Here is a 22,092-nt window from a genome sequence, read left to right as displayed (position 1 = left end):
GAGACTTGAGTGATCGTTTTTACTGACGGATTATGCGGGTGGATTGACGGACATCAAGAACAAAACGCCCGGCGGTGAGCCGGGCGCCTGTCTTTAGTCGAGGCTTACGCGGTTGCGAAGAATATTTGAGTTGCAACCGCTGCCTGTTTAGTCGCGTGCAACGCACCCGTTCTCAGTCACGTGCTACGCACATGGCGATACCCATGCCGCCGCCGATGCACAGCGTGGCGAGACCCTTCTTCGAATCGCGCTTCTGCATCTCGTGCAGCAGCGTCACCAGCACGCGTGCGCCGGAGGCGCCGATCGGATGTCCGATCGCGATCGCGCCGCCATTGACGTTGACCTTCGAGGTATCCCAGCCGAGGTCCTTGTTGACGGCGCAGGCCTGCGCCGCAAAGGCCTCGTTGGCCTCGATCAGGTCGAGGTCGGCGATGTTCCAGCCTGCCTTCTTCAGCGCGGCGCGCGAAGCCGGAATCGGCCCCGTACCCATGATCTTCGGATCGACGCCGGCATGCGCCCAGGACACGATGCGGGCGATCGGCTTCTTGCCTTCCTTGGCCGCCTGCTTGGCGGTCATCAGCACGACGGCAGCGGCGCCATCATTGATGCCCGACGCATTGCCGGCAGTCACCGAGCCATCTTTCTCGAAGGCCGGCCGCAGCTTGGTCATCGCATCGATAGTAGCGCCATGGCGCGGATACTCGTCGGCATCGACCACGACGTCGCCCTTGCGGGTCTTGATTGTGACCGGAACGATCTCGTCCTTGAACCTGCCGGCCTTCTGCGCGGCTTCAGCCTTGTTCTGCGAGGCCACCGCAAACTCGTCCTGCTGGGCGCGGGTGATCTGATATTGCTTGGCCACGTTCTCGGCGGTGTTGCCCATGTGGTAGCCGTTGAAGGCATCCCACAACCCGTCGCGGATCATGGTGTCGACGAGCTCGAGGGCACCCATCTTGACGCCGCTGCGCAAATGCTGGGCGTGCTGGGCCATGCTCATGGATTCCTGGCCGCCGGCAACCACGATGTCGGAGTCGCCGTTGAGCAGCGCCTGGTAGCCGAGTGCGACGGAGCGCAAGCCCGACCCGCAGAGCTGGTTGACGCCCCAGGCCGGGCTCTCCACCGGGATGCCGGCCGCGATCGAGGCCTGACGGGCCGGGTTCTGGCCCTGACCTGCGGTCAGGATCTGGCCCATGATGACTTCGGAGACCCGGCCGGGCTCGATGCCACCGCGCTCCAGCGCGGCCTTGATGGCAATGGCGCCGAGGTCGTGGGCGGGAAGGGTCGCGAAGGCTCCGTTGAAGCTTCCGACCGGGGTGCGGGCGGCGCTGACGATGACAACATCGTCTGACATGGGCATCTCCTGGGGCTTGAGGTTCTTTGAAATGGGGGCAGGCAAGCGATCCGAAAAGGCTCGCCAGTCTCACCCGGCATCCTGTTAACGTCGTTGCGGCATGTCAATCGGCGGAGGGGCAGATTCATACCGCAGCGCATTCAGAATAGCGCATCTGTCGCTTTCGCAAGCAAGTTTTTGCTCTGCAATTAACCGTGGCGCACAAAACGGTAGCGTGAGCCCTTTGAAAATGCTTATTTTGTTGCGTTGCGTACTCTTCCCGCCCTGCGGCATAGCCCGCCGGGTTCCCGTTCTCAGCGTTTGCAAGTGAGAGCCCATGGCGAAATCAGACCAACCCACCACAATCAAAAAATACGCTAACCGCCGGCTCTATAACACCGGAACGAGCACCTATGTGACGCTGGAAGACCTCGCCGCCATGGTGAAGGAAGGCGAGGATTTCCTGGTTTATGACGCCAAGACCGGCGACGACATCACCCGCTCGGTGCTCGCCCAGATCATCTTCGAGCAGGAGAACAAGGCCGGCCAGAACCTCTTGCCCACCACCTTCCTGCGCCAGCTGATCCGCTTCTACGGCGACAGCATGCAGATGGTGGTGCCGAAATATCTGGAGCAGTCGCTCGCGACGCTGACCCAGGAGCAGGAGAAATTCCGCAAGCAGCTCGCCAATACCCTGTCCGGCACGCCCTTTGCGCCACTGGAGGAGCAGGTCCGCCGCAACATGGAGCTGTTCCAGCAGACCTTCTCGATGTTCAAGCCGTTCGCGACCCCGCAGCGCTCCGCAACGCCGGAGCCCGAGCCGGAAGCCAACGGCGAGGCGCCGAAGAGCGACAACATCGACGAACTGCGCCAGCAGATGAAGGACATGCAGGAGCGCCTCGAGCGGATGTCGAAGAAGGAGGAGTAGGCTCCTCCGTCGCGCGTGCCACTTCTTCCTGCGCAGCAATTTGCATCGACCGTGACCACACCCGCCGCCGTCATTCCCCGCGAAAGCGGGGAATCCAGTACGCCGCGGCTTATCGATTGATCACGGACATCTCGGCGTACCGGATCGCCCGATCAAGTCGGGCGATGACACCGAGAGTACGGCACGCGTGTGTCTCGATCTCGTCATCCCAAATCGCGGACACAGCTTCTCGTCGGCATGCAGCCGTTTGCCCGACGATCAGTTGCAGAATCCGCACCGGCGGTCACGGTCCGTAAACTAAGGCGCTTAAGACAATCTTCCCGGATGGCGGCTTAAGCTCCGGTTCCCGATTACGCCCGTTCATTGTCCCGCTCCTGACGAAGCGCCTTTGCCGATGACGACGCCCAGCACGACAGAGCCGCGCGCGAGCGTCCAGCACGGGCCCGAAGCCTTGCTCGCGCTGAGCCAGCTTGCGCTCGATCGCATGGAGCAGGGTGTCTGCGTCTACGATTCCGACAACCGGATCGTGCTGTTCAACCGCCGCTATGTCGACCTCTTCGACATGTCGCCCGAGGTGGTGCGCCCCGGGACGAGCTATCGCGAGGTGCTGGCTCATAGCGCTTCGCGCGGCAACTTTCCGGCGAGCGAGATCGACAAGCTCTATCAGGAGCGCGTCACGCAGATCACGAACGGCAAGCACTTCCGGACGGAGCAGCGGCTGTCCAGCGGCCTGGTGCTGGCGCTCGACCTGAAGCCGCTCCCCGAGGGCGGCTGGATGACAATCTGCGACGACGTCACCCGCCTCGACCGGCTCGAGGCGGAGCTGCGCGTACAGACCGAGCGCAGCCAGCATGCGCTGACCAACATGTCGCACGGTCTCATCATGTACGACGCGCAAGGCAGCGTCGTCGTCTGCAACGAGCGGTTTCTGCGCCTCTACAACCTCGACCCCGAAATCGTGAAACCCGGCGTGTCGCACAGTGCCGTGATCGGGCACTGGATCTCGCGCGGCAATCTGCCCGGAATGTCTGCGGAGGAATTCCACGACAGACGGATGAACGATGTGCGCAGCAAGAGCTCGGACGCCGTGCTCCTGATGCGCTACGACGGTCGCATGGTGCAGGCGATATCGCGCTTCCTGCCCGACGGTGGCTGGGTGACGGTGCACGAAGACGTCACCGAGCGGCTGCGGTACGAGGAGGCGTTGAAGCAGCAGAATATCATGCTCGACGCGGCGCTTGAGAACATGGCGCATGGACTCGCCTTCTACGACGGCGACATGCGGCTCAAGGTCTGCAATAACCGCTACCGCGAGATCTACCGGCTGTCGCCCGAGGAGACCAGGCCCGGCACGCATCTCGCCGAGCTGATCGAGCGGTCGATGGCGAATGGCGCCTTCGCATCCGAGTACAGTCCGCAGCAGATCCTGGAAGCCGCCCGCGCGCGCATAGCGAGCCGCGACGACTCGTCGATGCGGCGGAGCATGGCCAACGACACCGTCGTGTCGGTGCGCTACTGCACGCTGCCCGAGGGCGGCTTCGTCGCGACCTACGAGGACATCACCGAGCGCGAGCGCGCGGTCGAGGAGCTCAGCGAGCAGTATCGCCGGTTCGATGCGGCGCTGAACAACATGAGTCAGGGGCTGTGCATGTTCGACAGCCACCTGCGGGTCATCGTCTGCAACACGCGTTACATCGAGATGTTCGGCCTGTCGCCCGAGATCGTCAAGCCCGGTGTCTCGATGCGCGAGATCATGGAGCATAGTTGCGCGCTCGGCATCAACCCGAACACGACGGCGGCCGCACTCTATGCCGACTATCTCGAGCGGCTGCGCGAGGGCGCGCATACGCTGCACCGCCATTTGAGCGACGGTCGCATCATCAAGCTCAACCACACCCGCATGTCACATGGCGGCTGGGTCGTCACCTATGAGGACGTCACCGAGCGCCACAAGACGCAGGCCCGCGTCGCGCATATGGCGCGACACGATTCGCTGACCGACCTGCCCAACCGCGTGCTGTTTCGTGAGCAGATGAGCGAGGGCCTGAACGAGGTCGCGACCGCCGGCGGCGCGATGGCCGTGCTGTGCCTCGACCTCGACAATTTCAAGACCGTCAACGACCGCCTCGGCCACGCCGCCGGCGACCAGCTGCTGCGCTGGGTCGCCACGCGGCTGAAGGAGCAGGCGAGCGAGCACGCCACCGTGGCGCGGCTCGGCGGCGACGAATTCGCGCTGATCCAGCGCGGGCCGCAGCCGGAAGCGGCAGAAAAGCTGGCGCGCCGCCTGATCGAGATCATCGGCCGCCCGCCGCCGCTGGAAAACCAGTCGATCCATGTCGGCGTCAGCATCGGCATCGCACTCGCGCCCGATCACGGGCTGGACGCGGACGAGCTGATGAAGTGCGCCGACCTCGCGCTCTATGGCGCGAAGGCCAAGGGGCGCGGCGCCTATCAGATCTTCGAGCCAGCGATGGAGGAAGAGGCGCGCGCGCGGCATGCGCTGGAGGCGGACTTGCGCGGCGCGCTCGAAGCCTACGAGTTTCATCTGGTGTTCCAGCCGCAGGTTCGCCTGGACACATCCGAACTGACCGGTTTCGAGGCGCTGCTGCGCTGGAAACATCCTTCGCGCGGCATGGTCTCGCCGGCGGAGTTCATTCCGATCGCGGAGGAGACCGGGCTGATCGTTCCGATCGGCGAATGGGTTTTGCGCACCGCGTGCGCGACGGCGGCGGGTTGGCCGGACATGACCATCGCGGTGAACCTGTCGCCGGTGCAGTTCCGCGCGCGTGGTCTCGTCGCCATGATCACGAGCGCGCTCGCTGAGGCCGGCCTTGCGCCGCATCGGCTCGAGCTCGAGGTCACCGAGACGGCGCTGCTCGACGACAGCGAGGCGACGATCGAGATCCTGCATCAGCTCCGCGCACTCGGCGTGCGCGTGAGCCTCGATGATTTCGGCGTCGGCTATTCCTCGCTCAGCTATTTGCGAAAATTTCCCTTCGACCGCATCAAGATCGACCGCTCCTTCGTCGGCACGCTCGGCGAAAGCCCGGAAAGCGTCGCCATCGTCCGCACCATCGCCAGCCTCGGCTCGGTGCTCGGCGTCGAGACCACGGCGGAAGGCGTCGAGACCTCCGACCAGCTCGACTTCGTCCGCGAATGCGGTTGCACCGCGGTGCAGGGATTTTATTTCGGCAAGCCATGCCAGGCCGCGGAAGTCGGCCGCACGATCGAGCGGCTGAACGCGATCAGGCGCGTGGCATGATGTTTCTTCACCTCGCCCCGCTTGCGGAGAGGTCGGCTTCATCTCAACCCGGCTCCGCCGCGCCATCGGCGACAACCCGAACTGTCTGAGTTACGCGGCACTGGAATTGAACGCCCCACTTCCGCGCAGCGTTCACGCGAAAGCGGTAACGGGATAAACCGCCCACACGAGCAACAGCCAGCTGGACTGCAGCAAGAGGCTCGCCTCCCAGCCGACGCGCGCCCACCGCCAGCACACGTGAATCTGCTGCAGTACCGTTTCCGCTCGCGCCGTTGAGGACGCCGCCGCGCCGTCATTGCAGTCACGCAAACACTGCAACGCACGCTTATCTCGCAGTCGCAAACAGAGCGATTGCAAGACGCGCCAGTTGCCGCTTTTTCCTTGTCAAGGTTCCCCTGTGGGATCAGACTTGAACAACACCGGCAAGTAAATGGGCCGGTTCAAATCATAGGGGCGGAACCATGAATAGATTTTCTATTGCATGCGCCACCTTGTTCGGCATGAGTTGCACGCTCGCTGCAGCAGCAAGTCATGCGCAAGAGGTCCCCAATCCGGACCAGTGGACGCCACCGCGCGAGGCGAAGATTTCTCCAGTCACTCAAGATCAACTCAACGCAGCAGGCAAGAACGCGACGAATTTTCTGCTGACCAACGGCAACTACGCTCAGACGCGCTTTCACCCTGCAAAGCAGATCAACCGCGACAACGTGAAGAACCTGCGCGTCGCCTGGATTTTCCAGACCGAGGTCAAGGAATCTCTGGAAACGTCGCCCATTGTAGTCAATGGCGTGATGTATGTGACAACATCCTTCAGCCATGTCTATGCAATCGACGCCAAGACAGGCGAACAGCTCTGGCACTATGCTCACAAGATGGGACCCGTGACGATTTACTGCTGCGGTCCCAACAATCGGGGCGTCCAGGTTCTTGGCGATCTCGTCTATCTCGCCACGCTGGACGCCAAGCTCGTCGCACTCAATGCAAAGACCGGTGACGTCGTCTGGAAGACGGACGTTGCCGATCCTGAGCTCGGCTATAGCGAGACGATGGCTCCGACCGTCGTCAACGATAAGGTTTTGATCGGAACGAATGGTGGTGAGTATGGCATCCGTGGCTTCGTGAGGGCTTACGGTGCGAAGACCGGAAAGCTGATCTGGAATTTCGATACGATTCCGGAAAATTCCGTCGGCGAGTGGACGACCAAGGATGCCACGGGGCGCGACATGCACCGCGACATCGCAGCGGAAAAGGCCCAGCTCTCCAAATCTGGCGATCCCTACGCGAAGCTCGGTGGCGGTGTCTGGCAAAATCCGGCCGTCGATCTCGAGACCAAGCGGATCTATTTCGTGGTTGGCAATCCATCACCCGACCTCGACGGCTCCGTGCGGCCGGGCGACAATCTCTATACCGACTCGCTGGTTTCGCTTGATCTCGAGACCGGCAAGTATGTCTGCCACTTCCAGTACATCGCCCACGATGTCTGGGATCTCGATGCCGTGAGCCCGCCGGTTCTGGTCGATGTGAAGGACAAGGCCGGCAAGACCGTCCCTGGCGTGATCCATGCCGGCAAGACCGGTCACATCTACGTTCACGACCGCAAGGATTGCAGCCTGATCCGGTTCTCCGAAGCCATGGTGCCACAGGAGAACATGTGGACGCTTCCGACCAAGGAAGGAGCCCGCATGCTTCCGGGTGCGAATGGCGGCGTCGAGTGGTCGCCGATCGCTACCGATCCGGGACAGGAACTGGCCTACGCCATCAACCTGCATCAGCCCATGCACTACCGGGTCGAGAACTCGCCCTATCCGAACGGCAAGCTCTGGCTTGGTGGCGCCTTCACGGCGATTCCTGGTGAAAAACAGTCGGGCAATATCACCGCCGTCAACTACAACAACGGAAAGATCAGGTGGCAGGTGAAGACGCCGGAGCCGATGATCGGCGGCATTCTCGCCACCGCAGGCGGTCTGGTGTTTGCCGGTGAAGGCAACGGCAAGTTCGCCGCCTATAACTCGTCGACCGGCAAGGAATTGTGGAGCTTCCGCGCCGGTGCGGGCGTCAATGCGCCGCCATCCAGCTATATGCTGGGCGACAAGCAATACATCGTGGTCGGCGCGGGCGGCAACACGCAGGTGAACTTCAGACGCGGCAACAACATCATCGCCTTCACGCTCGATTGAGCGGGCTGGCATCAGGTGTTCACACCGGCGGGGCCGTTCGCGGCCCCGCACTTTTGAGGCTCACGCAATGGGATGGATGCGCAGCAAGTCGCAGAGGCCGCTTGGCTGGTTAGCCGGCGGGATCATCATCGGAGCGTTGTCGGGGGCAAGCCCCGCTCCGGCAGTTGCCGAAAGCATTGCCGAGAAGGCCGAGGGCTGCGCCCGCTGTCATGGCCTGGACGGCAAGCCGATCGACAAGACCACTCCCGTCATCTGGGGACAAAAACTCGGATACGCTTACATCCAGCTCCGCGATTACAAACGCGGTGACCGGAAAAGCGACATTATGCAGCCCATCGCGTCGACGCTCGAGAAGGATGACATGCTGGCGATAGCTGAAATTTTTTCGAAGAAGCCCTGGCCTGATCTGGGCCAGCCCGTCACAGCCAGGAACGTTGCGGAACGAGCCCTGCGCGCCGAGTACTCGGTGGGCTGCACCAGCTGTCACCGCGATCGATTTCAGGGCGACAGCACGGTGCCCCGGCTTGCCGGCCAAAGCCTCGAATACCTGGCCAAGACGATGGCCGACTTCCGCACCCGCGCGCGCGGTAACAACCCGGGCATGTCCGACTTGATGATCGCCACCGCGGGCGACGACCTTACAGCGCTGGCGGAATATTTGGCCGGTCTCCAAATTCCTCGCAGCCAGTGAGCCGGCTCACCGCACTGACAGGCGTTCACGCAGAGCCGACGGAATGGCAAGATCTGCGGCACGTCTGCCGGCATTGTCCATAAGCGATGGATCGGCACCTCGCGCCAGCAAGAGAGCGGCGATCTCCGCGTGTCCGCCTTCAGCGGCAATCATCAGCGCCGTGCGCCCGCGGACATCCCGGTCATCAACACGTGCACCCGCATCCAGCAAATATCCGACGACCTTCACCGCCTCCGCTTCGGGTACCTTTTCATCAGGCCCCGCCGCCCACATCAGCAGGGTGAGGTCGTTGGGATAACGGGCATTGATGTCGATATTCTGCGCCAGCAGCCGCTTCACGATGTCGAGCCATGCCCGGGCCGCCGCATAGACGATTGGCGGTTTCCCCGTCTCGTCGGGTGCGCGCTCGTCGGCGCCATGCGCGAGCAGCATTTCGATGATGGCATCACTGCCGGCATAGGCCGCGGCCGCTACTGGCGAGATGCCACTGCGCCCGGTCAGCCTGACGTCAGCCCCCCGCTCAATGAGCCGTTGTGCGACTGCGACATGGCCTCGTTCGGCCGCAAAGTACAGTGCAGTCGCCCCGGCCAGATTGCGCGCATTGATTGGAGCACCGCGCGCAAGCAACAGGTCGACCATCTCAAGGTGACCGAACCTTGCAGCATGGCTAAGCGGGCGAGCGCCGAACCGGTCGCGCGCGTCAACGGACGCTCCATCGTCCAGTAGTTCGGTTGCTAGTGCTATGCAATTCGCATCCGCCGCCGAAAACAAAGTCAATGAGACCTCGATCGCGCTGACCTGAGGTTTCAAGGATTGAAACCGGCGCGCCAGTTCCTGGCATCGTTCGGGGCCGACTGCGAGGCTCGATGACGCCGCGCTCATCGAAGCGATCGCAACCAGGCAAAACAACACGACACGGCGATACATGGCTGTGCCTCCCCGTCGCATTTCGGTTCGCGCAGGGTGGCACGACGGCTACGTCATGCCAAGCCATCGGGCGTCCACGCCGGAGGCAGGCGCCACAGGCGGGCCGCTATCCTATGGCCGGCATCACGCGATCGGGCGACACCCCCCACGGCCGCTCGGCTGAGGCGAGGCCGATCAGGCGGCCCTGGATGTAGTCGCAGCCCCAGTCGCGCAGCATGTTTGCCGCTTCCTCGTCCTGCACCCATTCGGCGACGGTCTTGATGTCGAGGCGGCGCGCGAGGTCGAGCAGGGTCTGCACGAAGGCGCGATCGTCGGCGGAACGGGTGATGTTCTGCACGAAGGCGCCGTCGATCTTGACGATGTCGACGCCGAGCTTGCGCAGGTTGCGGAACGAGGTGTAGCCGGCACCGAAATCGTCGATGGCGATGCGGCTGCCGAAATGCTTGAGACGGCCGACGAAGGCGCGGACGTCGTCGATGTCCTGGATCGCCACCGTCTCGGTGATCTCGACGATCAGCCGCTCGGCAACGCCCGGATGGGCCTGCATCAGCGATTCGATTCCCGCCCACCAGTCGGGATCCATGGTGGTATCGGGCGAGATGTTGAGGCTGAGCCTGACCTCGGGCGAGGCGGCAAGCTCGGCGACGACGAGCTCGAGCACGCGATGGTCGACGAGGCGGATGAGGCCGAGCCGCTCGGCCACCGGCACGATGTCGGGCGCGAGCAGCGTCCGCCCGTCGCCCTGCTCCATCCGCACCAGGCATTCATAGAATGCGCCGTCGCGCGTCGCGGCCGAGACGACCGGCTCATAGGCGAGCACGATGCGACGGTCGTTCAGCGCGGTGACGATCTCGTCGGTGACACGGATGTTGACGCGGCGCTGCGCGTCGCGCTCTGCATTCGGCCGCCAGGTACCGAACGAGCCGGCGCGGCGGCGTTTGGCGGCATCCAGCGTCTCGTGCGCGCGGTTGATCGCTTCATCGGTGTTGCGGGCATAGCGGGGAACGCCGACCGCGCCGATCGAGGCGGTGACCGAAACCGGGCCCGACTTGGTCGGCACCACTTCGTCGCGAATGCCGGCAAGGAAGCGCTCGGCGGCGACGTTCATGTCGTCAATGGTGCAGTTCTTCAAGATGAGGCCGAACTTGTTGCCTGAGAAGCGCCCGAGCACGTCGCCGCCGCGAAGCCGCGCGCGAATGCGTTTTGCCACGTCGAGGATCACGGCGTCCGCAACGTCGAAGCCGAAGGCGTCGTTGACGCGGGCGAGATGATCGATCCCGACCAGCATGAAGGCGCTGGAGGAGCGGAAGCGGATTGACTCCTCGATCGCCTCGGCGAGCGCCGCGATCAGATGCGTGCGGTTGAGCTCGCCGGTCAGGGGATCGAGCCGGGCGAGCTTTGCAAGCTCTTCGTCGCGGGCGTGGCGCTCATTGTTGATGCGGACGGCGCCGATCGCACGGACCGGCCGGCCATCGGGACCTGCGAACCACCGGCCGGTCTCCTCGATCCAGACCACGGGGTCGGAAGCGCTCATGCGCACGCCATATTCGGCACGGTAGGGCGTGCCGTCGGCGCCGTGCACGGCCGGCGACTGGGCCAGGGCGGCCGTGCGCAGCGACTGCGACGGCTCGATCAGGCGGGCGAAGTCCGCGCCGGTCGTCAGCCGCTCGGCGGGGATGCCGGGGAAGACGGAACCGACCTGCTCGCCCCACTGAATCGCATCGCTCGCGATATCCCAGATGAAGACGGCCTCGCCGAGGGAGGCCAGAATGTCGGAGGCTTGCGGCAGGGCAGCGGTCAAAGGCGCCTCGTTTCGGGACAGCGGAGACGGTCTCGCACTCCTGAGGATAAAGCGAGATTCGGCTTTGACCCTAGGCAAAGTTCATAAACAATTTGGAAACCACGTTTCGAAGCTGGTCCGGAACCAGAACGGCCCCGCCGGCATAGACCTTGCGAGTACCTCACACGCACGGCGACCCGCGTCCCGAAACGCGACAGTCTCGCCGGATTTCGAGCCGGATTAACGGTGTTTGCGATGGTGAGTACGGACCGAGCAGAGGAAGCGGAAGGCGGCACGGGGACCGCCCTGGTCCTGCTGACCCCGACGCTCGCATGGGCGCACAAGGTGGTGGTGCTGCCCCGCCCCGACCCGAGCTTCGTCACCCAACTCATCGCCAATGCCGAGCACCTGCCGCAGGCGAGCCGGCTGCGCCGGGCGAGCCCCGCCGATGCGAACATGGCCTATGGCCATAAGCGCCCGCTGGGCACCGTGAGCGCCAGGACGCGCCAGGTGGCATGAAGGACGTTGGTTAGTTTCGCAATCCGAGCCGCGAGGCACCCTTAGCGCGATCAGCGCTGCGGCGTATCAGGCGACGTCGGCGTGCCGTTGCTCGGCTGCAGATGCGGCGAAGGGATTTCCGGCGAGGGCGCGGCTTGCGGTGCTTTTGGCGCGGGGGGATCCATCAGCACGGACTCGGCGACGGACTGCGCGGATGGCGCGGGTGCAGGAGGCACGACCGGTGCGGGTTGCGGTGCAGGCGCCATGCGCGGCTCGACGACCGGCTCGTCCGCCTCCTCCTCGACCTGACGGCGCGCCTTGCGCGGTGCGGGCGCTGCCTCGGTCACATAGGCGCGGCGACGGGTACGCTGGGCGACGCCGCCGAAGAAATCGGCCATCGCAAGCAGCACAAGCAGGAAAAAGGTGGAGTTGCCGAACTTGTCCGGCCACATGACGAATTCGGCCGCGGCCGCGCCGAACACGATCAGCGACAGCAGATGGTCCATCAGGAATTTCGCGCCGGGCCGCGCGCCCTTGACGATCTCGAGCAGCAGCAGCACCACACCGAGTGCCAGCAGCAGGTCGCTCAGCGTCACCGGCCAGACCTGGCCCTCAAGCATCGGCACCTTGAAAAGCACGGCCGTGAAGGACACGTCGTGCATCAGGAACACGATGATGTTGTAGACCGCGAGCGGAATGAGAAGCAGCGGGAAACCGACCATCGCGTGCGCGCCTTCCTGATCGAGACATCCGGGCAGGACAATGCGGCGGCGAAGCGTTTGCTCCGCCGCCGTCACCGTCTTAACTCACTGATTGGCCGAATCCAGGCGGGTCAATCGCCTCGCCTGTTGATACGCCGGCCTCAGGACTCTTTCTTCTTCAGGACCTGCCGGCCCTTGTACATGCCGGTCTTGAGGTCGAGATGGTGCGGGCGGCGGAGCTCGCCGGAGTCCTTGTCCTCGACATAGGTCGGCTTCTTCAGCGCGTCAGCCGAGCGGCGCATGCCACGGCGCGACGGCGAGGTTTTTCTTCTCGGAACGGCCATTATCAATATCCTCTAGGGATTGGTGTTCGGGGCATCGTCCGGCCTTCCGGACGGCTCAGCACCCGCAAACGGGGCGAGCTGAATGCCGATCAAGGCCGGGCTTATAGAGGAAGGCTGCTCGTAAAGCTAGGGTTTTGGGGCGGAAAAAGCACCCGAAATGGGCTCAAAATCCGCGATTTTCCCGCCAACAGGTCGAAACGGCCTGCGCCCGCGCCATATAGGTCACCGCCAGCCGCCGCACCCCCGGTCCCGGCGTACGGGCGCTGCGTTTGACCGGGTTTGGCAGGATCGCGGCCAAAAGCCCCGACTCCCGGGGCGAGAGACTGGCTGCGGACTTGCCGAAGGCATAGGCGCTGCCCGCTTCTACCCCGAACTGCCCCTGAGGGCCGAGCTCGGCAATATTCAGGTAAATCTCGAGAATCCGGTGTTTCGGCAGAACGAAGTCGATCCACAGCGCCAGCGGAAACTCCAGCACTTTCCGGATAGGATCCCGTCCCTGCCAGAGGAACAGGTTTTTGGCCACCTGCTGGGTGATGGTGGAGGCGCCGCGGAACGGCGTTCCGTCCTCTTGCGCATCGTCGATCGCCTCGCGCAGCGCGCCCCAGTCGATGCCGTGATGCTTGCAGAAATGGGCATCTTCAGCCCCGACCACCGCGCGCGGCAAATAGGGCGACATCGCCGAAAGTTCGATCCACTGCCGCTGCATCGGAGCACCGCGAAGGGAGCGCCAGACCATCAGCGTCGAGACCGGGTGGCCGGCACGGTAGAATGGCGCAATCAGATAGGGCAGGAGCGCCGCAACGGTCAGCACCAGAGCCAGGGTTTTGACGATGCGAAAAATCGACCTTGTCCTGCGCCAAAATGGAAGTGATGAACCGGCCCGGCGATTAAGCCTGTGATAATTCGGGGCTTTTCCAGCAGTTTTAAGGCGTTCCAAGTGATTGACGGAAGCGCCCGCATAAAGGATTGTCCGGCCGAATTTTAGTTCTGGAGCCCTTCTTGATGACCGGCACGACCCCGTCCGATTTCGCTAAACGCCTGGACAAGACCGCTGACGATACCGAGGCCCTGCTGGCCAGGCTGTTGTCGGACGACATCCTGCCAGACGAGATCGCGCGCCCCAAGCGGCTGATGGACGCGATGCGCTATTCGAGCCTCGGCGGGGGCAAACGCCTGCGGCCGTTCCTGGTGGTCGAGAGCGCCGCGGTGTTCGACGTGCCGCGCGAGGCCGCCTTGCTCGTGGGCGCCGCGCTCGAGTGCATCCACTGCTATTCGCTGATCCATGACGATCTGCCGTCGATGGACAATTCCGACCTGCGCCGCGGACGCCCGACGCTGCACAAGCAGACCGACGACGCCACCGCGATCCTCGCCGGCGACGGGCTCTTGACGCTCGCCTTCGACATCGTCACCCGCGACGAGATCCATCGCGACGCCAATGTCCGGCTCCTGCTCACGCGCGCGCTGGCGCGCTGCGCCGGCATCGGCGGCATGGTCGGCGGGCAGATGCTCGATCTCGCCGGTGAAGGCCGCTTCGGCGATCGCGAGCCGGTCGACGTCGCACGCATCCAGCAGATGAAGACCGGCGCGCTGTTGCGCTATGGCTGCATCGCCGGCGCGATCCTGGGACAAGCCACCGCGAAGGAGTATCAGGCGCTCGACGATTACGGCCGCGCGCTCGGCGAAGCCTTCCAGATCGCCGACGACCTGCTCGACGTCGAGGGCGATGCGGCGGCGCTCGGCAAGCCCTCGGGCCAGGACGCAGCGCTTGGCAAGACCACCTTCGTCACCCAGCTCGGCATCGAGGGCGCCAAGCAGCGCGTGAGTGACCTGCTCGCGCGCGCGGACGCCGCCGTCTCGATCTTCGGCGACCGCGCCGCGGTGCTGCAGGCAGCAGCGCGGTTCGTGGCGGAGCGGAAGAACTAGGCTTTCAAGGACGAAATTGACCAGCCCTCACCCGCAAGCGGGAGAGGGAGTGCACCTGCAACGCGGCGGCAGTCCGGGACATTGAAGGCCATGGACCAAGAAGATCCCGTCCTCATCCGCTTCCGCAAGATGTCGCGACCGGTGCGCGTGGTTTATGCGCGGCCGCGGACCTTCATCGCGCTCGGCGTCGGCGTTCTCGTCTGCCTGCTGCTGCCCGGCTCGTTGCGGCTGGTGACACGGCTCTTGCTCGGCTGGGACGCGCTGATCACGGTCTATCTCGTGCTCGTCTACAGCATGATGCTGAACCAGGACCACAGCCACATCCGCCGGGCCGCCGTCATGCAGGACGACGGCCGCTTCGTACTGCTGCTGGTGATAGCGATGGGCGCATTCGCGAGCATCGCGGCCATCGTTGCCGAACTCGGCACCCATCGCGGCGTCGGCGAACTCTCGCTCGCGATCTCGACCATCGCGCTGTCATGGGCTGCCGTGCACACGACCTTCGCGCTGCATTACGCCCACGACTACTACCGCCACGCCAAGCCGGGCGGCCTGCAATTTCCGAGCGGCGACAAGGACGACCACGCCGACTACTGGGACTTCGTCTATTTTTCCTTCGTGATCGGCATGACCGCACAGGTCTCCGACGTCGGCATCACCGACAAGACCATCCGCCGCACCGCGACCGCGCACGGCATCGTCTCGTTCATCTACAATACGGCGTTGCTGGCACTGACGGTGAACATCGCGGCAAGCGCGATCGCGACGTAGGCTGCATCCTTGGAGTCGTCCTGGCGAAAGCCAGGACGACGTCAGGGAGCTCAGTCGCAGATCTCCGGGTTGGGGTCGGCGCCATAGCCACCGCCACCGCGAAATCCGAGATGACAGCCGCGCTTGACCGGGCGGCAGATGAGGTCGTTGCAATAGATCTGACCGCTGCCTCCCGAGGCGCGGCCTCCGGCCGCCGCAGCGGCGGCGCCAGCCTGTGGACGCTGTTTTGCCGGACGATCCTGCTGCTGGCCGTCGTCGCGCTTGGCGGTGCTCGCGGGCGGCTTGCCGCGCTTCTTCTCGCATTCATTGTCGTCGTTCAGCACATAGCCGTCGCCGCATACGATCTTGGTGCACTTGTCGCCATCCGCCCTGAAGCCGCGATCGCAGACCCGCGGGCAGACCCGCGACGGCTTGGCCTTGACCGCGTCGAGCGCATCGGTGCTTGCGACCTTCACGTCGAGCTTGGTGCCGGCGTAGCGGTTGAACTGCGACAGCGAGCGCTGCGAGGCCGTATTCCAGTTGCCGTCGGCTCGACCTGAGAAGCAGCCGACGCGGCCGAGCTCGGTCTGCACCGAGCGGGTCAGGTCGGCTGGTGCGCTCGGTGTCAGCGCGGCAACGTTGGTGCCGGGTGGATTGTTCGCCTTGACGGTCGAGCCGTCGGGCGCAGCGCCAGCCAGATTGACGCGCTGCTGCTCGGCGGCGGCCGCCTGCTGCTGCGCCTGCTCCTTGGCCTTCTGGGCGGTGAGCTGCGCCTGCTCGGCAGCCTTTGCATCGGCCTCGGCCTTGGCCTGCGCCTCCTTCTGCGCCCCGGCTGCGGCAAGACGATCGCGCTCGGCTTCCGCCTGCTTCGCCTTGGCGGTCGCCGCCGCATGCGCCTCTTCGGCCGCGATCTTGTCGAGCTGGAGTTTTGCCAGGCTCGAATAGAAGCCGTTCGGATGCTGGACCAGGAAGGCATCCCACGCCGCCTTGTTGCCGACCTGGAGCGCGAGCTCATAGTCGCGCCGCACCTCGGCCTGCGCATTGACGGCCGGCTGGGCCGGCGCGACCGCCGCGATCTTGGCCGGCACCAGCGGCACGTCGTCGCCGCCGAGCGAGCCGTACACGAACGGCTCCTGCTTGTAGTTGGTGGTCTTCAAGACGTCGTCGCGCACGAAGCCGAAGGCACGGCGCACGTCGAGGCCTGGCGTCGTCAGATGCTTCGCCAGCGCGATCGTGAACGGGCTGTTGCTGCCGTCGCCGTCCTGGGCCGTGGAGCCGGCCTTGGCCGAATATGCAATCAGCGTGTTGGGGCTGGTCGGCTCGACCTGGGCGAGGCCGCGCCCGATCCCGCGCGAGGCGATCGTGCGTTTCATGGTCTTGCCGAAGGGATTGTCGCGGCAGGCGTCGAGGATCACCAGACGAAGCTGCTTGGCCGGCTCGATCGCGACCAGGACGCGGTCCAGTGACAGCGCTTCGTCATAGACGTCGGTGTCGCGCTCGAGCTTGGCGTCGACGGGGATCAGATAGTTTGCGCCGTCAACCTCGATGCCGTGGCCGGCATAATAGACGACGGCGATATCGGCATCGCGCGCGGAGTCGGCGAATTCGCGCAGCGCGCGGCGGGTCTCCAGCGCCGGCAGGTCGTGGCGGGCGTCGACCACATCGAACCCGGCCTCCTTCAGCGTCTTCGCGATGACGGCCCCGTCATTGTCGGGATTCGCGAGCTGCGGCGCATTCTGATAGGCGGAATTGGAGAGCACCAGCGCGACGCGCTTGCCGGCAAAGGCGGGCCCGGCGCCGAGCAGCAGCGCGAGCACGAGGAGAAGCGGGCAAAATCTGAACAGGCTGCGCATGACGGAACTTCCAGCTCCCTTTTGGATCTACCTAGCAACATCCGCGTCATCCGCTTGTGACGAAGGTCACAGCTTGTGACTCACAGCTTGTGACCGGGTCCACAGCTTGTAACCGAGGTCACGAAGGGCGCGACAGCTCGCGAGCAAAGCCCTTTTTGTTAGTGTCGCCAGAAGGGTAGCGGTTCGCAGGATCAGGCGTTTCCGGCCCGCTCAGCCGGCTCCGACGTGCCCGCGGTGCTGCGGCAGATTGTCCGTGATCTCGTACCAGGGCGCCTTCGAGCCGACGAACATATGCGCAGTGGGGCGGATCGAGGGATCGTCGAGCAGGGTTCCCATGGTCACGTGGACCCAGTGCCCCTCGCGCACCACCGAATAAAGCAGCGAGCCACAGCGGGCGCAATGCGCATCATGAGTCATCTCGTCGCCATAGATCAGCCGCGCATCCTCGCCCGCGACCACGCAGAACTTGTGCCGCTCGATCCCCGCGAACGGCTTGAAGGCGGAGCCGGTGGTGCGGCGGCAATCCGAACAATGGCAATTCAGCGCATAGACGAATTCATCCGCGACGTCGTACTGCACGGCGCCGCAGTAACATTTCCCAGCGAGGCGGCGACGGCTTGTCGAGCTTGTCACGATCTTTCTCCAGCGCGGAATGCGGCATGACAATCTAGCGGGTCGGCCAGCCTGTGCCGATCAGCTTTTCGCGAGCAAAACGCTGGCGGTTTCGCGAGGTCCGCCCTACGTTCTCTCGTCGCGGCAACGTGCCAGGGAAGGAGAGAAGCATGGGGTATGACCGTTCGAGTGTCGAGGCCGTGGTGCAAGGCTATTTCGATGCGCTCTATGAAGGCGACGCCGACAAACTCGGCGCGGTGTTCCATCCCTCCGCCGATCTGCGCTGGGTGGAAAAGGGCGAGCTCAAGATCCTGACGGTGCCGGACTGGCTCGCCTGGGTGCGCAAGCGCGCCTCCGCAAAGTCGGAAGGCAAGCCGCGCGAGGATTTCATCGTCACCATCGACCGCTCGGACGACAAGACCGCCTTCATCAAGGCCAAATGCCAACTGCCGCCGCGCTACTTCACCGACTATCTCGTGGCGATGAAGCTCGCCGACGGCTGGCAGATCGTGTCGAAGTCGTATCGGTATGATCTGAAGGATTGAGGGACGGCGGCCGCGGCGGTTGGGCGTCGCGATCGAAGACGTTCCTCAATTTTTCCGTCATTGCGAGCGAAGCGAAGCAATCCAGATTCTTGCGCGGAGACAGTCTGGATTGCTTCGTCGCTGCGCTCCTCGCAATGACGGCGGGAGAGATCGCACACCGCACCGTGCTTCGTTACTGCATTTCGCGGCGACGCGTTCACACCAGCGCGATGAGCGACGTGTCGCCATAGATTTGTCAGAACAATCAATGACACCGTCGTGAGCGCACTCATGACATCTCCGCAATGCCTCACCCCAATCCTGCCTGAAAGATCCCCATGCTGCTCGATCGTCGTTCCCTGCTCGCTTCTTTGTGCGCGCTGGCCGCACGTCCCGTATTTGCTGAAGGCGCACCGCCTGCACTTGAAACCTACGAGCGCGAGAGCGGCGGGCGGGTCGGCTTCTATGCTGAAAACCTCAGCTCCGGCAAAAAGCTCGGCTGGCGCGCCGACGAGCGGTTTGTCATGTGCTCTACGTTCAAGGCATCGCTGGCGGCCTGCGTGCTGGCGCGGGTCGATCGCGGCGAGGACCAGCTTTCGGCGATGATCGGCTATGGCCGGGACGACCTGCTCGACTATGCGCCGGTGGCGAGGGAGAACCTTTCGAAAGGCGCAATGTCAGTCGCCGACATGTGCAAGGCCAGTGTCGAGCTCAGCGACAACACCTGCGCCAATCTCCTGCTGGCGCGGATCGGGGGACCGGCGGCACTCACCGCGTTCTGGCGCTCGCTCGGCGACACCACCTCGCGGCTCGACCACAACGAGCCCGAGCTCAACCGTTCGCCGCCGGGCGACCCGCACGACACGACCACGCCCTCTGCCATGGCCGGCAATTTCCGCCGGCTCGTGCTCGGCGAAGCCTTGTCTGCGGCTTCGCGCGCGCAACTCACCGAGTGGATGGTGAATTGCAAGACCGGCGCAAAACGGCTGCGCGCCGGCTTGCCGGGAACCTGGAGGATCGGCGACAAGACCGGCAACAACGGCAAGGACGCTTCCGGCGATATCGTGGTGGCGTGGCCGAAGCCCGATACGCCGATCCTGATTGCGGCCTACACCCAGGGCGGCACGCCGAACGCCGCGCAGATCGATACGGTGTTCGCTTCCATCGGAAAGACGGTCGCCGCGCAGCTGGGATGATCCCGCCGCATTGACCTCGGCCGCGCTTCCGGGCCAAGTGAAAGAATGGTGGAAGCGCGATTTCAGATCTTTCTGATCCTGCTCGGCGTGCTCGCCGGTACGGCGCTGGTGGCCCGGCGCCTCAACATCGCGCCCGCCATCCTCTTGATGCTGGCCGGCGTGGGCCTGGCCTTCGTGCCGGGCATGCCGCGTGTCGAGCTGCCGCCGGAGCTCGTGCTGCTGCTGGTGCTGCCGCCGCTGATCTACTCGGCGAGCGTCGCCATGAGCTGGCGCGAGTTCAGGAACAATCTGCGCCCGATCGTGCTGCTCGCGGTCGGCTGCGTGATCTTCACAGCGGCGATGGTGGCAACCGCTGCGCATTTCCTGATCGGCATGCCCTGGACCACCGGCTTCCTGTTAGGTGCCATCGTCGCGCCGCCCGACGTGGTGGCGCCGCTTGCGATCGCACGCAAGCTGCACATACCGCGCCGTATCCTGGTGGTGCTCGAAGGCGAAGGGCTTGCCAACGATGCCACCGCGCTGATCCTCTACCGCTTCGCGCTCGCCGCGATCATGACCGGCAGCTTCTCGCTGCCGCTTGCGACCGGCGAATTCCTCCTCATCATCGCCGGCGAGGTCGCCTACGGCATCGGGGTCGGCTGGCTCTCCTTGCGCGCCCGCAAATGGGCCAGGGATCCGCAGGTCGAGATCACGCTGTCGCTGATCACGCCCTACCTCGCCTATTGGCTGCCTGAGCATGTCGGCGGAAGCGGCGTGATCGCCACCGTCGCCTGCGGGCTCTATGTGAGCTGGAACGGGCCGTTGTGGATTTCATCGGCGACGCGCCTGCAGGGCATCTTCTTCTGGGACCTCGTGATCTACCTGATCGAGGGCATCCTGTTCCTGCTCACCGGTTTCCAGATGCGCGCTCTCTATGAGCAGTCAAAGGCGTTTCCGCTCGACGAGATCCTGATCGCGACTGGCGTGGTCGTGGTCATCGTGGTCATCGCGCGCTTTGCATGGCTCTATCCCGCAACCTACCTGCCGCGGATGCTGAGCGAGAGCCTGCGCCGGCGCGATCCCTCGCCGCCCTGGCAATGGGTGTTCACCCTGGCCTTCACCGGCGTGCGCGGTGCGGTGTCGCTCGCGGCGGCGCTGGCGCTGCCCTTCGTGCTGCCAGGCGGCCAGGCCTTCCCCTATCGTGACCTGATCCTGTTCGTCGCCTTTGGCGTCATCTTCGTCACGCTGGTCGGCGTCGGCCTCGGCCTGCCCAAGGTGGTGCGATGGCTCGGCGTGGCCCAAGCCGGCCGCTCCGAACACGTTGCCGAGCACGAGGCCGAGATCGCCGCACGGCGCCAGGCGCTCGATGCCGCCCTGAGGTCGCTCGATACGCTCGCCGCGGAGAAGGAGCTGTCTGGCGAGGTCGTGCACCTGTTGCGCGCCCGGCACGAAATCCGCGCCAGCCAGCTTCCCGATTCGCTCGAACCGAGCCGCCACGACGTCTCCGCCGCCGGCACCGCGCTGACGCGCGAGCTGATCAGTGCCGAGCGCAGGTTCATCCATGAGCTCCTGCGCGAGGGCAAGATCACCGACGAAGCAAGGCGACGAATCGAGCGCGATCTCGATCTGGAGGAAGCAAGCCTGGCGAACCGGGAGTTTCAGAGGGTGCCGCTGTGAATGGGCGGGTGTCTCCGCCGATCGTCATTGCGAGCGCAGCGAAGCAAACCAGAGTCTTTCCGCGGCGACAGTCTGGATTGCTTCGCTGCGCTCGCAATGACGGTGTTGCACCAGACTAGCGTTTCTCGCAGAATTCCTCCATGGCGGCGGCCACCGCTGTCGCAATCACCTGCTGCCGCTCCGGCGAGTTCATCGCCATCTCCTCGTCACGGTTGATGATCGAGCCAGCCTCCAGCAGCACCGCGGCGCTTCTCGTGCGTGAGAGCACGACGAGCTGGTCGTAGCGATAGACCCCGACATCCTTGTCCACGAGTTCGTGACGATAGCGGCCCATCAGCGGCAGCGTGTACTGGTGCGCGTAAGTCAGGTCCTGCGCCTTCAGCTCCTTACCCACGAGCCGGGCGAACGCGAGGCTCGCTGCGTATCGCGGGTTCTGCCGCGAGACGAACAGCGAATAGCCGGAGAAGCGGTCGCTGAAATGGCTTTTTGCGCCCTCGAACTCCCACTGCTCCAAAAATTTGTCCGGCACGGCGTCGTGATGAATCGACAGGAAGAGATCGGCCCGCCAGTCGTTGGCGGCGTTGACGCGCTTGAACAGGCTCGGCCTCGCCCGGCCTTCCGTCACCAGCAGGCGCGTCGTGGCAAAACCTTCCGACTTCAGTTTCTCCGAGATGAGCCTGGCAAGCCGGAGATTGAACGCGAACTCGGGATCGTTGCGAGCGCTGTCCGCGCCAAGCGCTTCGGCGGTGTGGCCGACGTCCACGACGATGCGGAATCTGGCCGGCTCACATTTTTCGGGCGCGAGCTTGGGATTGGGCCTGGGCTTCGCGCGCACGATCTTCCGCGCCGGTACGGCATGCCTCGCATCGACCGGCGCGAGCAACAGCGGAAGAAGCGAAGCAACGACCGCTGCAATGATGGCCCTCACGGACGCCAA

19 protein-coding genes are annotated in these 22,092 nt (G+C 64.4%); 10 read left to right on the top strand and 9 right to left on the bottom strand.

What is annotated here, in order from left to right; genetic code table 11:
- Positions 1 to 172: 172 nt before the first annotated feature.
- A complete protein-coding gene (locus tag YUU_RS0120220; protein ID WP_027524035.1) occupies positions 173 to 1,351 on the bottom strand; it encodes an acetyl-CoA C-acetyltransferase in 1,179 nt (392 codons plus the stop codon).
- Between the two features lie 316 nt (positions 1,352 to 1,667).
- On the opposite strand from YUU_RS0120220, the gene phaR reads away from it, so the two are divergent.
- From phaR to YUU_RS51230, 4 genes are all read left to right on the top strand, one after another.
- Positions 1,668 to 2,258, top strand: a complete 591-nt coding sequence (phaR, locus tag YUU_RS0120215) for a polyhydroxyalkanoate synthesis repressor PhaR (RefSeq protein WP_027524034.1) — start codon at positions 1,668 to 1,670, stop codon at positions 2,256 to 2,258.
- Between the two features lie 394 nt (positions 2,259 to 2,652).
- Positions 2,653 to 5,520 (top strand): PAS-domain containing protein, encoded by a 2,868-nt coding sequence (locus tag YUU_RS0120205; RefSeq protein WP_027524033.1) that lies wholly within the window; start codon positions 2,653 to 2,655, stop codon positions 5,518 to 5,520.
- 461 nt (positions 5,521 to 5,981) lie between these two features.
- Positions 5,982 to 7,697, top strand: coding sequence for a PQQ-binding-like beta-propeller repeat protein (locus tag YUU_RS0120195; protein WP_051389811.1), 1,716 nt, complete (start codon positions 5,982 to 5,984; stop codon positions 7,695 to 7,697).
- A gap of 67 nt (positions 7,698 to 7,764) precedes the next feature.
- On the top strand, positions 7,765 to 8,388 hold the full coding sequence (locus YUU_RS51230; RefSeq protein ID WP_245288055.1) for a c-type cytochrome: 624 nt from the start codon (positions 7,765 to 7,767) through the stop codon (positions 8,386 to 8,388).
- 6 nt (positions 8,389 to 8,394) lie between these two features.
- On the opposite strand, the gene YUU_RS56455 is transcribed toward YUU_RS51230, so the two are convergent.
- The gene (locus YUU_RS56455) at positions 8,395 to 9,315 is read right to left on the bottom strand and encodes an ankyrin repeat domain-containing protein (RefSeq protein WP_198031786.1); all 921 of its coding nucleotides are present in this window, start codon (positions 9,313 to 9,315) and stop codon (positions 8,395 to 8,397) included.
- Positions 9,316 to 9,421: 106 nt separating this feature from the next.
- Positions 9,422 to 11,116 carry a bifunctional diguanylate cyclase/phosphodiesterase gene (locus tag YUU_RS0120180; RefSeq protein WP_027524030.1) on the bottom strand — a complete coding sequence of 565 codons (1,695 nt, stop codon included), beginning with the start codon at positions 11,114 to 11,116 and terminating at the stop codon, positions 9,422 to 9,424.
- A gap of 234 nt (positions 11,117 to 11,350) precedes the next feature.
- Here YUU_RS0120180 and YUU_RS0120175 point away from each other — a divergent pair, with 234 nt between their 5' ends.
- Complete coding sequence (locus tag YUU_RS0120175) at positions 11,351 to 11,614, top strand: hypothetical protein (protein ID WP_027524029.1); 264 nt, start codon at positions 11,351 to 11,353, stop codon at positions 11,612 to 11,614.
- A gap of 50 nt (positions 11,615 to 11,664) precedes the next feature.
- Here the strand turns inward: YUU_RS0120175 and YUU_RS0120170 are convergent, their stop codons facing one another.
- The 3 genes from YUU_RS0120170 to mtgA form a co-directional block, all read right to left on the bottom strand.
- Positions 11,665 to 12,315, bottom strand: a complete 651-nt coding sequence (locus tag YUU_RS0120170) for a hypothetical protein (protein ID WP_027524028.1) — start codon at positions 12,313 to 12,315, stop codon at positions 11,665 to 11,667.
- 140 nt (positions 12,316 to 12,455) lie between these two features.
- A complete protein-coding gene (gene rpmF / locus YUU_RS0120165) occupies positions 12,456 to 12,638 on the bottom strand; it encodes a 50S ribosomal protein L32 (RefSeq protein ID WP_024509484.1) in 183 nt (60 codons plus the stop codon).
- Between the two features lie 163 nt (positions 12,639 to 12,801).
- Positions 12,802 to 13,479 (bottom strand): monofunctional biosynthetic peptidoglycan transglycosylase, encoded by a 678-nt coding sequence (mtgA, locus tag YUU_RS0120160; protein WP_035662871.1) that lies wholly within the window; start codon positions 13,477 to 13,479, stop codon positions 12,802 to 12,804.
- Between the two features lie 161 nt (positions 13,480 to 13,640).
- On the opposite strand from mtgA, the gene YUU_RS0120155 reads away from it, so the two are divergent.
- Positions 13,641 to 14,564: a polyprenyl synthetase family protein gene (locus tag YUU_RS0120155; protein ID WP_027524026.1), complete on the top strand. Its 924-nt coding sequence runs from the start codon at positions 13,641 to 13,643 to the stop codon at positions 14,562 to 14,564.
- 90 nt (positions 14,565 to 14,654) lie between these two features.
- A complete protein-coding gene (locus tag YUU_RS0120150; RefSeq protein ID WP_035662844.1) occupies positions 14,655 to 15,335 on the top strand; it encodes a DUF1345 domain-containing protein in 681 nt (226 codons plus the stop codon).
- Between the two features lie 50 nt (positions 15,336 to 15,385).
- Here the strand turns inward: YUU_RS0120150 and YUU_RS0120145 are convergent, their stop codons facing one another.
- Positions 15,386 to 17,167, bottom strand: a complete 1,782-nt coding sequence (locus YUU_RS0120145) for a caspase family protein (protein ID WP_027524024.1) — start codon at positions 17,165 to 17,167, stop codon at positions 15,386 to 15,388.
- 210 nt (positions 17,168 to 17,377) lie between these two features.
- A complete protein-coding gene (locus YUU_RS0120140; RefSeq protein WP_027524023.1) occupies positions 17,378 to 17,800 on the bottom strand; it encodes a GFA family protein in 423 nt (140 codons plus the stop codon).
- Positions 17,801 to 17,949: 149 nt separating this feature from the next.
- Here YUU_RS0120140 and YUU_RS0120135 point away from each other — a divergent pair, with 149 nt between their 5' ends.
- From YUU_RS0120135 to YUU_RS0120120, 3 genes are all read left to right on the top strand, one after another.
- The gene (locus tag YUU_RS0120135; RefSeq protein ID WP_027524022.1) at positions 17,950 to 18,324 is read left to right on the top strand and encodes a nuclear transport factor 2 family protein; all 375 of its coding nucleotides are present in this window, start codon (positions 17,950 to 17,952) and stop codon (positions 18,322 to 18,324) included.
- A gap of 317 nt (positions 18,325 to 18,641) precedes the next feature.
- Positions 18,642 to 19,499, top strand: coding sequence for a class A beta-lactamase (gene bla, locus YUU_RS0120125; RefSeq protein ID WP_027524020.1), 858 nt, complete (start codon positions 18,642 to 18,644; stop codon positions 19,497 to 19,499).
- 48 nt (positions 19,500 to 19,547) lie between these two features.
- Entirely contained in the window at positions 19,548 to 21,155 is a 1,608-nt protein-coding gene (locus tag YUU_RS0120120; RefSeq protein ID WP_027524019.1) for a Na+/H+ antiporter, read from the top strand.
- A gap of 115 nt (positions 21,156 to 21,270) precedes the next feature.
- On the opposite strand, the gene YUU_RS0120115 is transcribed toward YUU_RS0120120, so the two are convergent.
- Complete coding sequence (locus tag YUU_RS0120115) at positions 21,271 to 22,092, bottom strand: N-acetylmuramoyl-L-alanine amidase (protein WP_027524018.1); 822 nt, start codon at positions 22,090 to 22,092, stop codon at positions 21,271 to 21,273.

The sequence above is a fragment of the Bradyrhizobium sp. Ec3.3 genome (assembly GCF_000472925.1).
Taxonomy (GTDB): domain Bacteria; phylum Pseudomonadota; class Alphaproteobacteria; order Rhizobiales; family Xanthobacteraceae; genus Bradyrhizobium.
Note: the sequence above shows the minus strand (reverse complement) of the source record. Positions and strands in the feature narration are given on the sequence as shown.

Bases quoted from the DNA above. Each gene is read 5' to 3' on its own strand.
- YUU_RS0120135 (WP_027524022.1), top strand. From the start codon at position 17,950: ATGGGGTATGACCGTTCGAGTGTCGAGGCCGTGGTGCAAGGCTATTTC.
- YUU_RS0120145 (WP_027524024.1), bottom strand. From the start codon at position 17,167: ATGCGCAGCCTGTTCAGATTTTGCCCGCTTCTCCTCGTGCTCGCGCTG.
- YUU_RS0120170 (WP_027524028.1), bottom strand. From the start codon at position 12,315: ATGGTCGGTTTCCCGCTGCTTCTCATTCCGCTCGCGGTCTACAACATC.
- YUU_RS0120155 (WP_027524026.1), top strand. From the start codon at position 13,641: ATGACCGGCACGACCCCGTCCGATTTCGCTAAACGCCTGGACAAGACC.
- YUU_RS0120205 (WP_027524033.1), top strand. From the start codon at position 2,653: ATGACGACGCCCAGCACGACAGAGCCGCGCGCGAGCGTCCAGCACGGG.
- phaR (WP_027524034.1), top strand. From the start codon at position 1,668: ATGGCGAAATCAGACCAACCCACCACAATCAAAAAATACGCTAACCGC.
- bla (WP_027524020.1), top strand. From the start codon at position 18,642: ATGCTGCTCGATCGTCGTTCCCTGCTCGCTTCTTTGTGCGCGCTGGCC.
- YUU_RS0120175 (WP_027524029.1), top strand. From the start codon at position 11,351: ATGGTGAGTACGGACCGAGCAGAGGAAGCGGAAGGCGGCACGGGGACC.
- rpmF (WP_024509484.1), bottom strand. From the start codon at position 12,638: ATGGCCGTTCCGAGAAGAAAAACCTCGCCGTCGCGCCGTGGCATGCGC.
- YUU_RS51230 (WP_245288055.1), top strand. From the start codon at position 7,765: ATGGGATGGATGCGCAGCAAGTCGCAGAGGCCGCTTGGCTGGTTAGCC.
- YUU_RS0120195 (WP_051389811.1), top strand. From the start codon at position 5,982: ATGAATAGATTTTCTATTGCATGCGCCACCTTGTTCGGCATGAGTTGC.
- YUU_RS56455 (WP_198031786.1), bottom strand. From the start codon at position 9,315: ATGTATCGCCGTGTCGTGTTGTTTTGCCTGGTTGCGATCGCTTCGATG.
- YUU_RS0120150 (WP_035662844.1), top strand. From the start codon at position 14,655: ATGGACCAAGAAGATCCCGTCCTCATCCGCTTCCGCAAGATGTCGCGA.
- YUU_RS0120220 (WP_027524035.1), bottom strand. From the start codon at position 1,351: ATGTCAGACGATGTTGTCATCGTCAGCGCCGCCCGCACCCCGGTCGGA.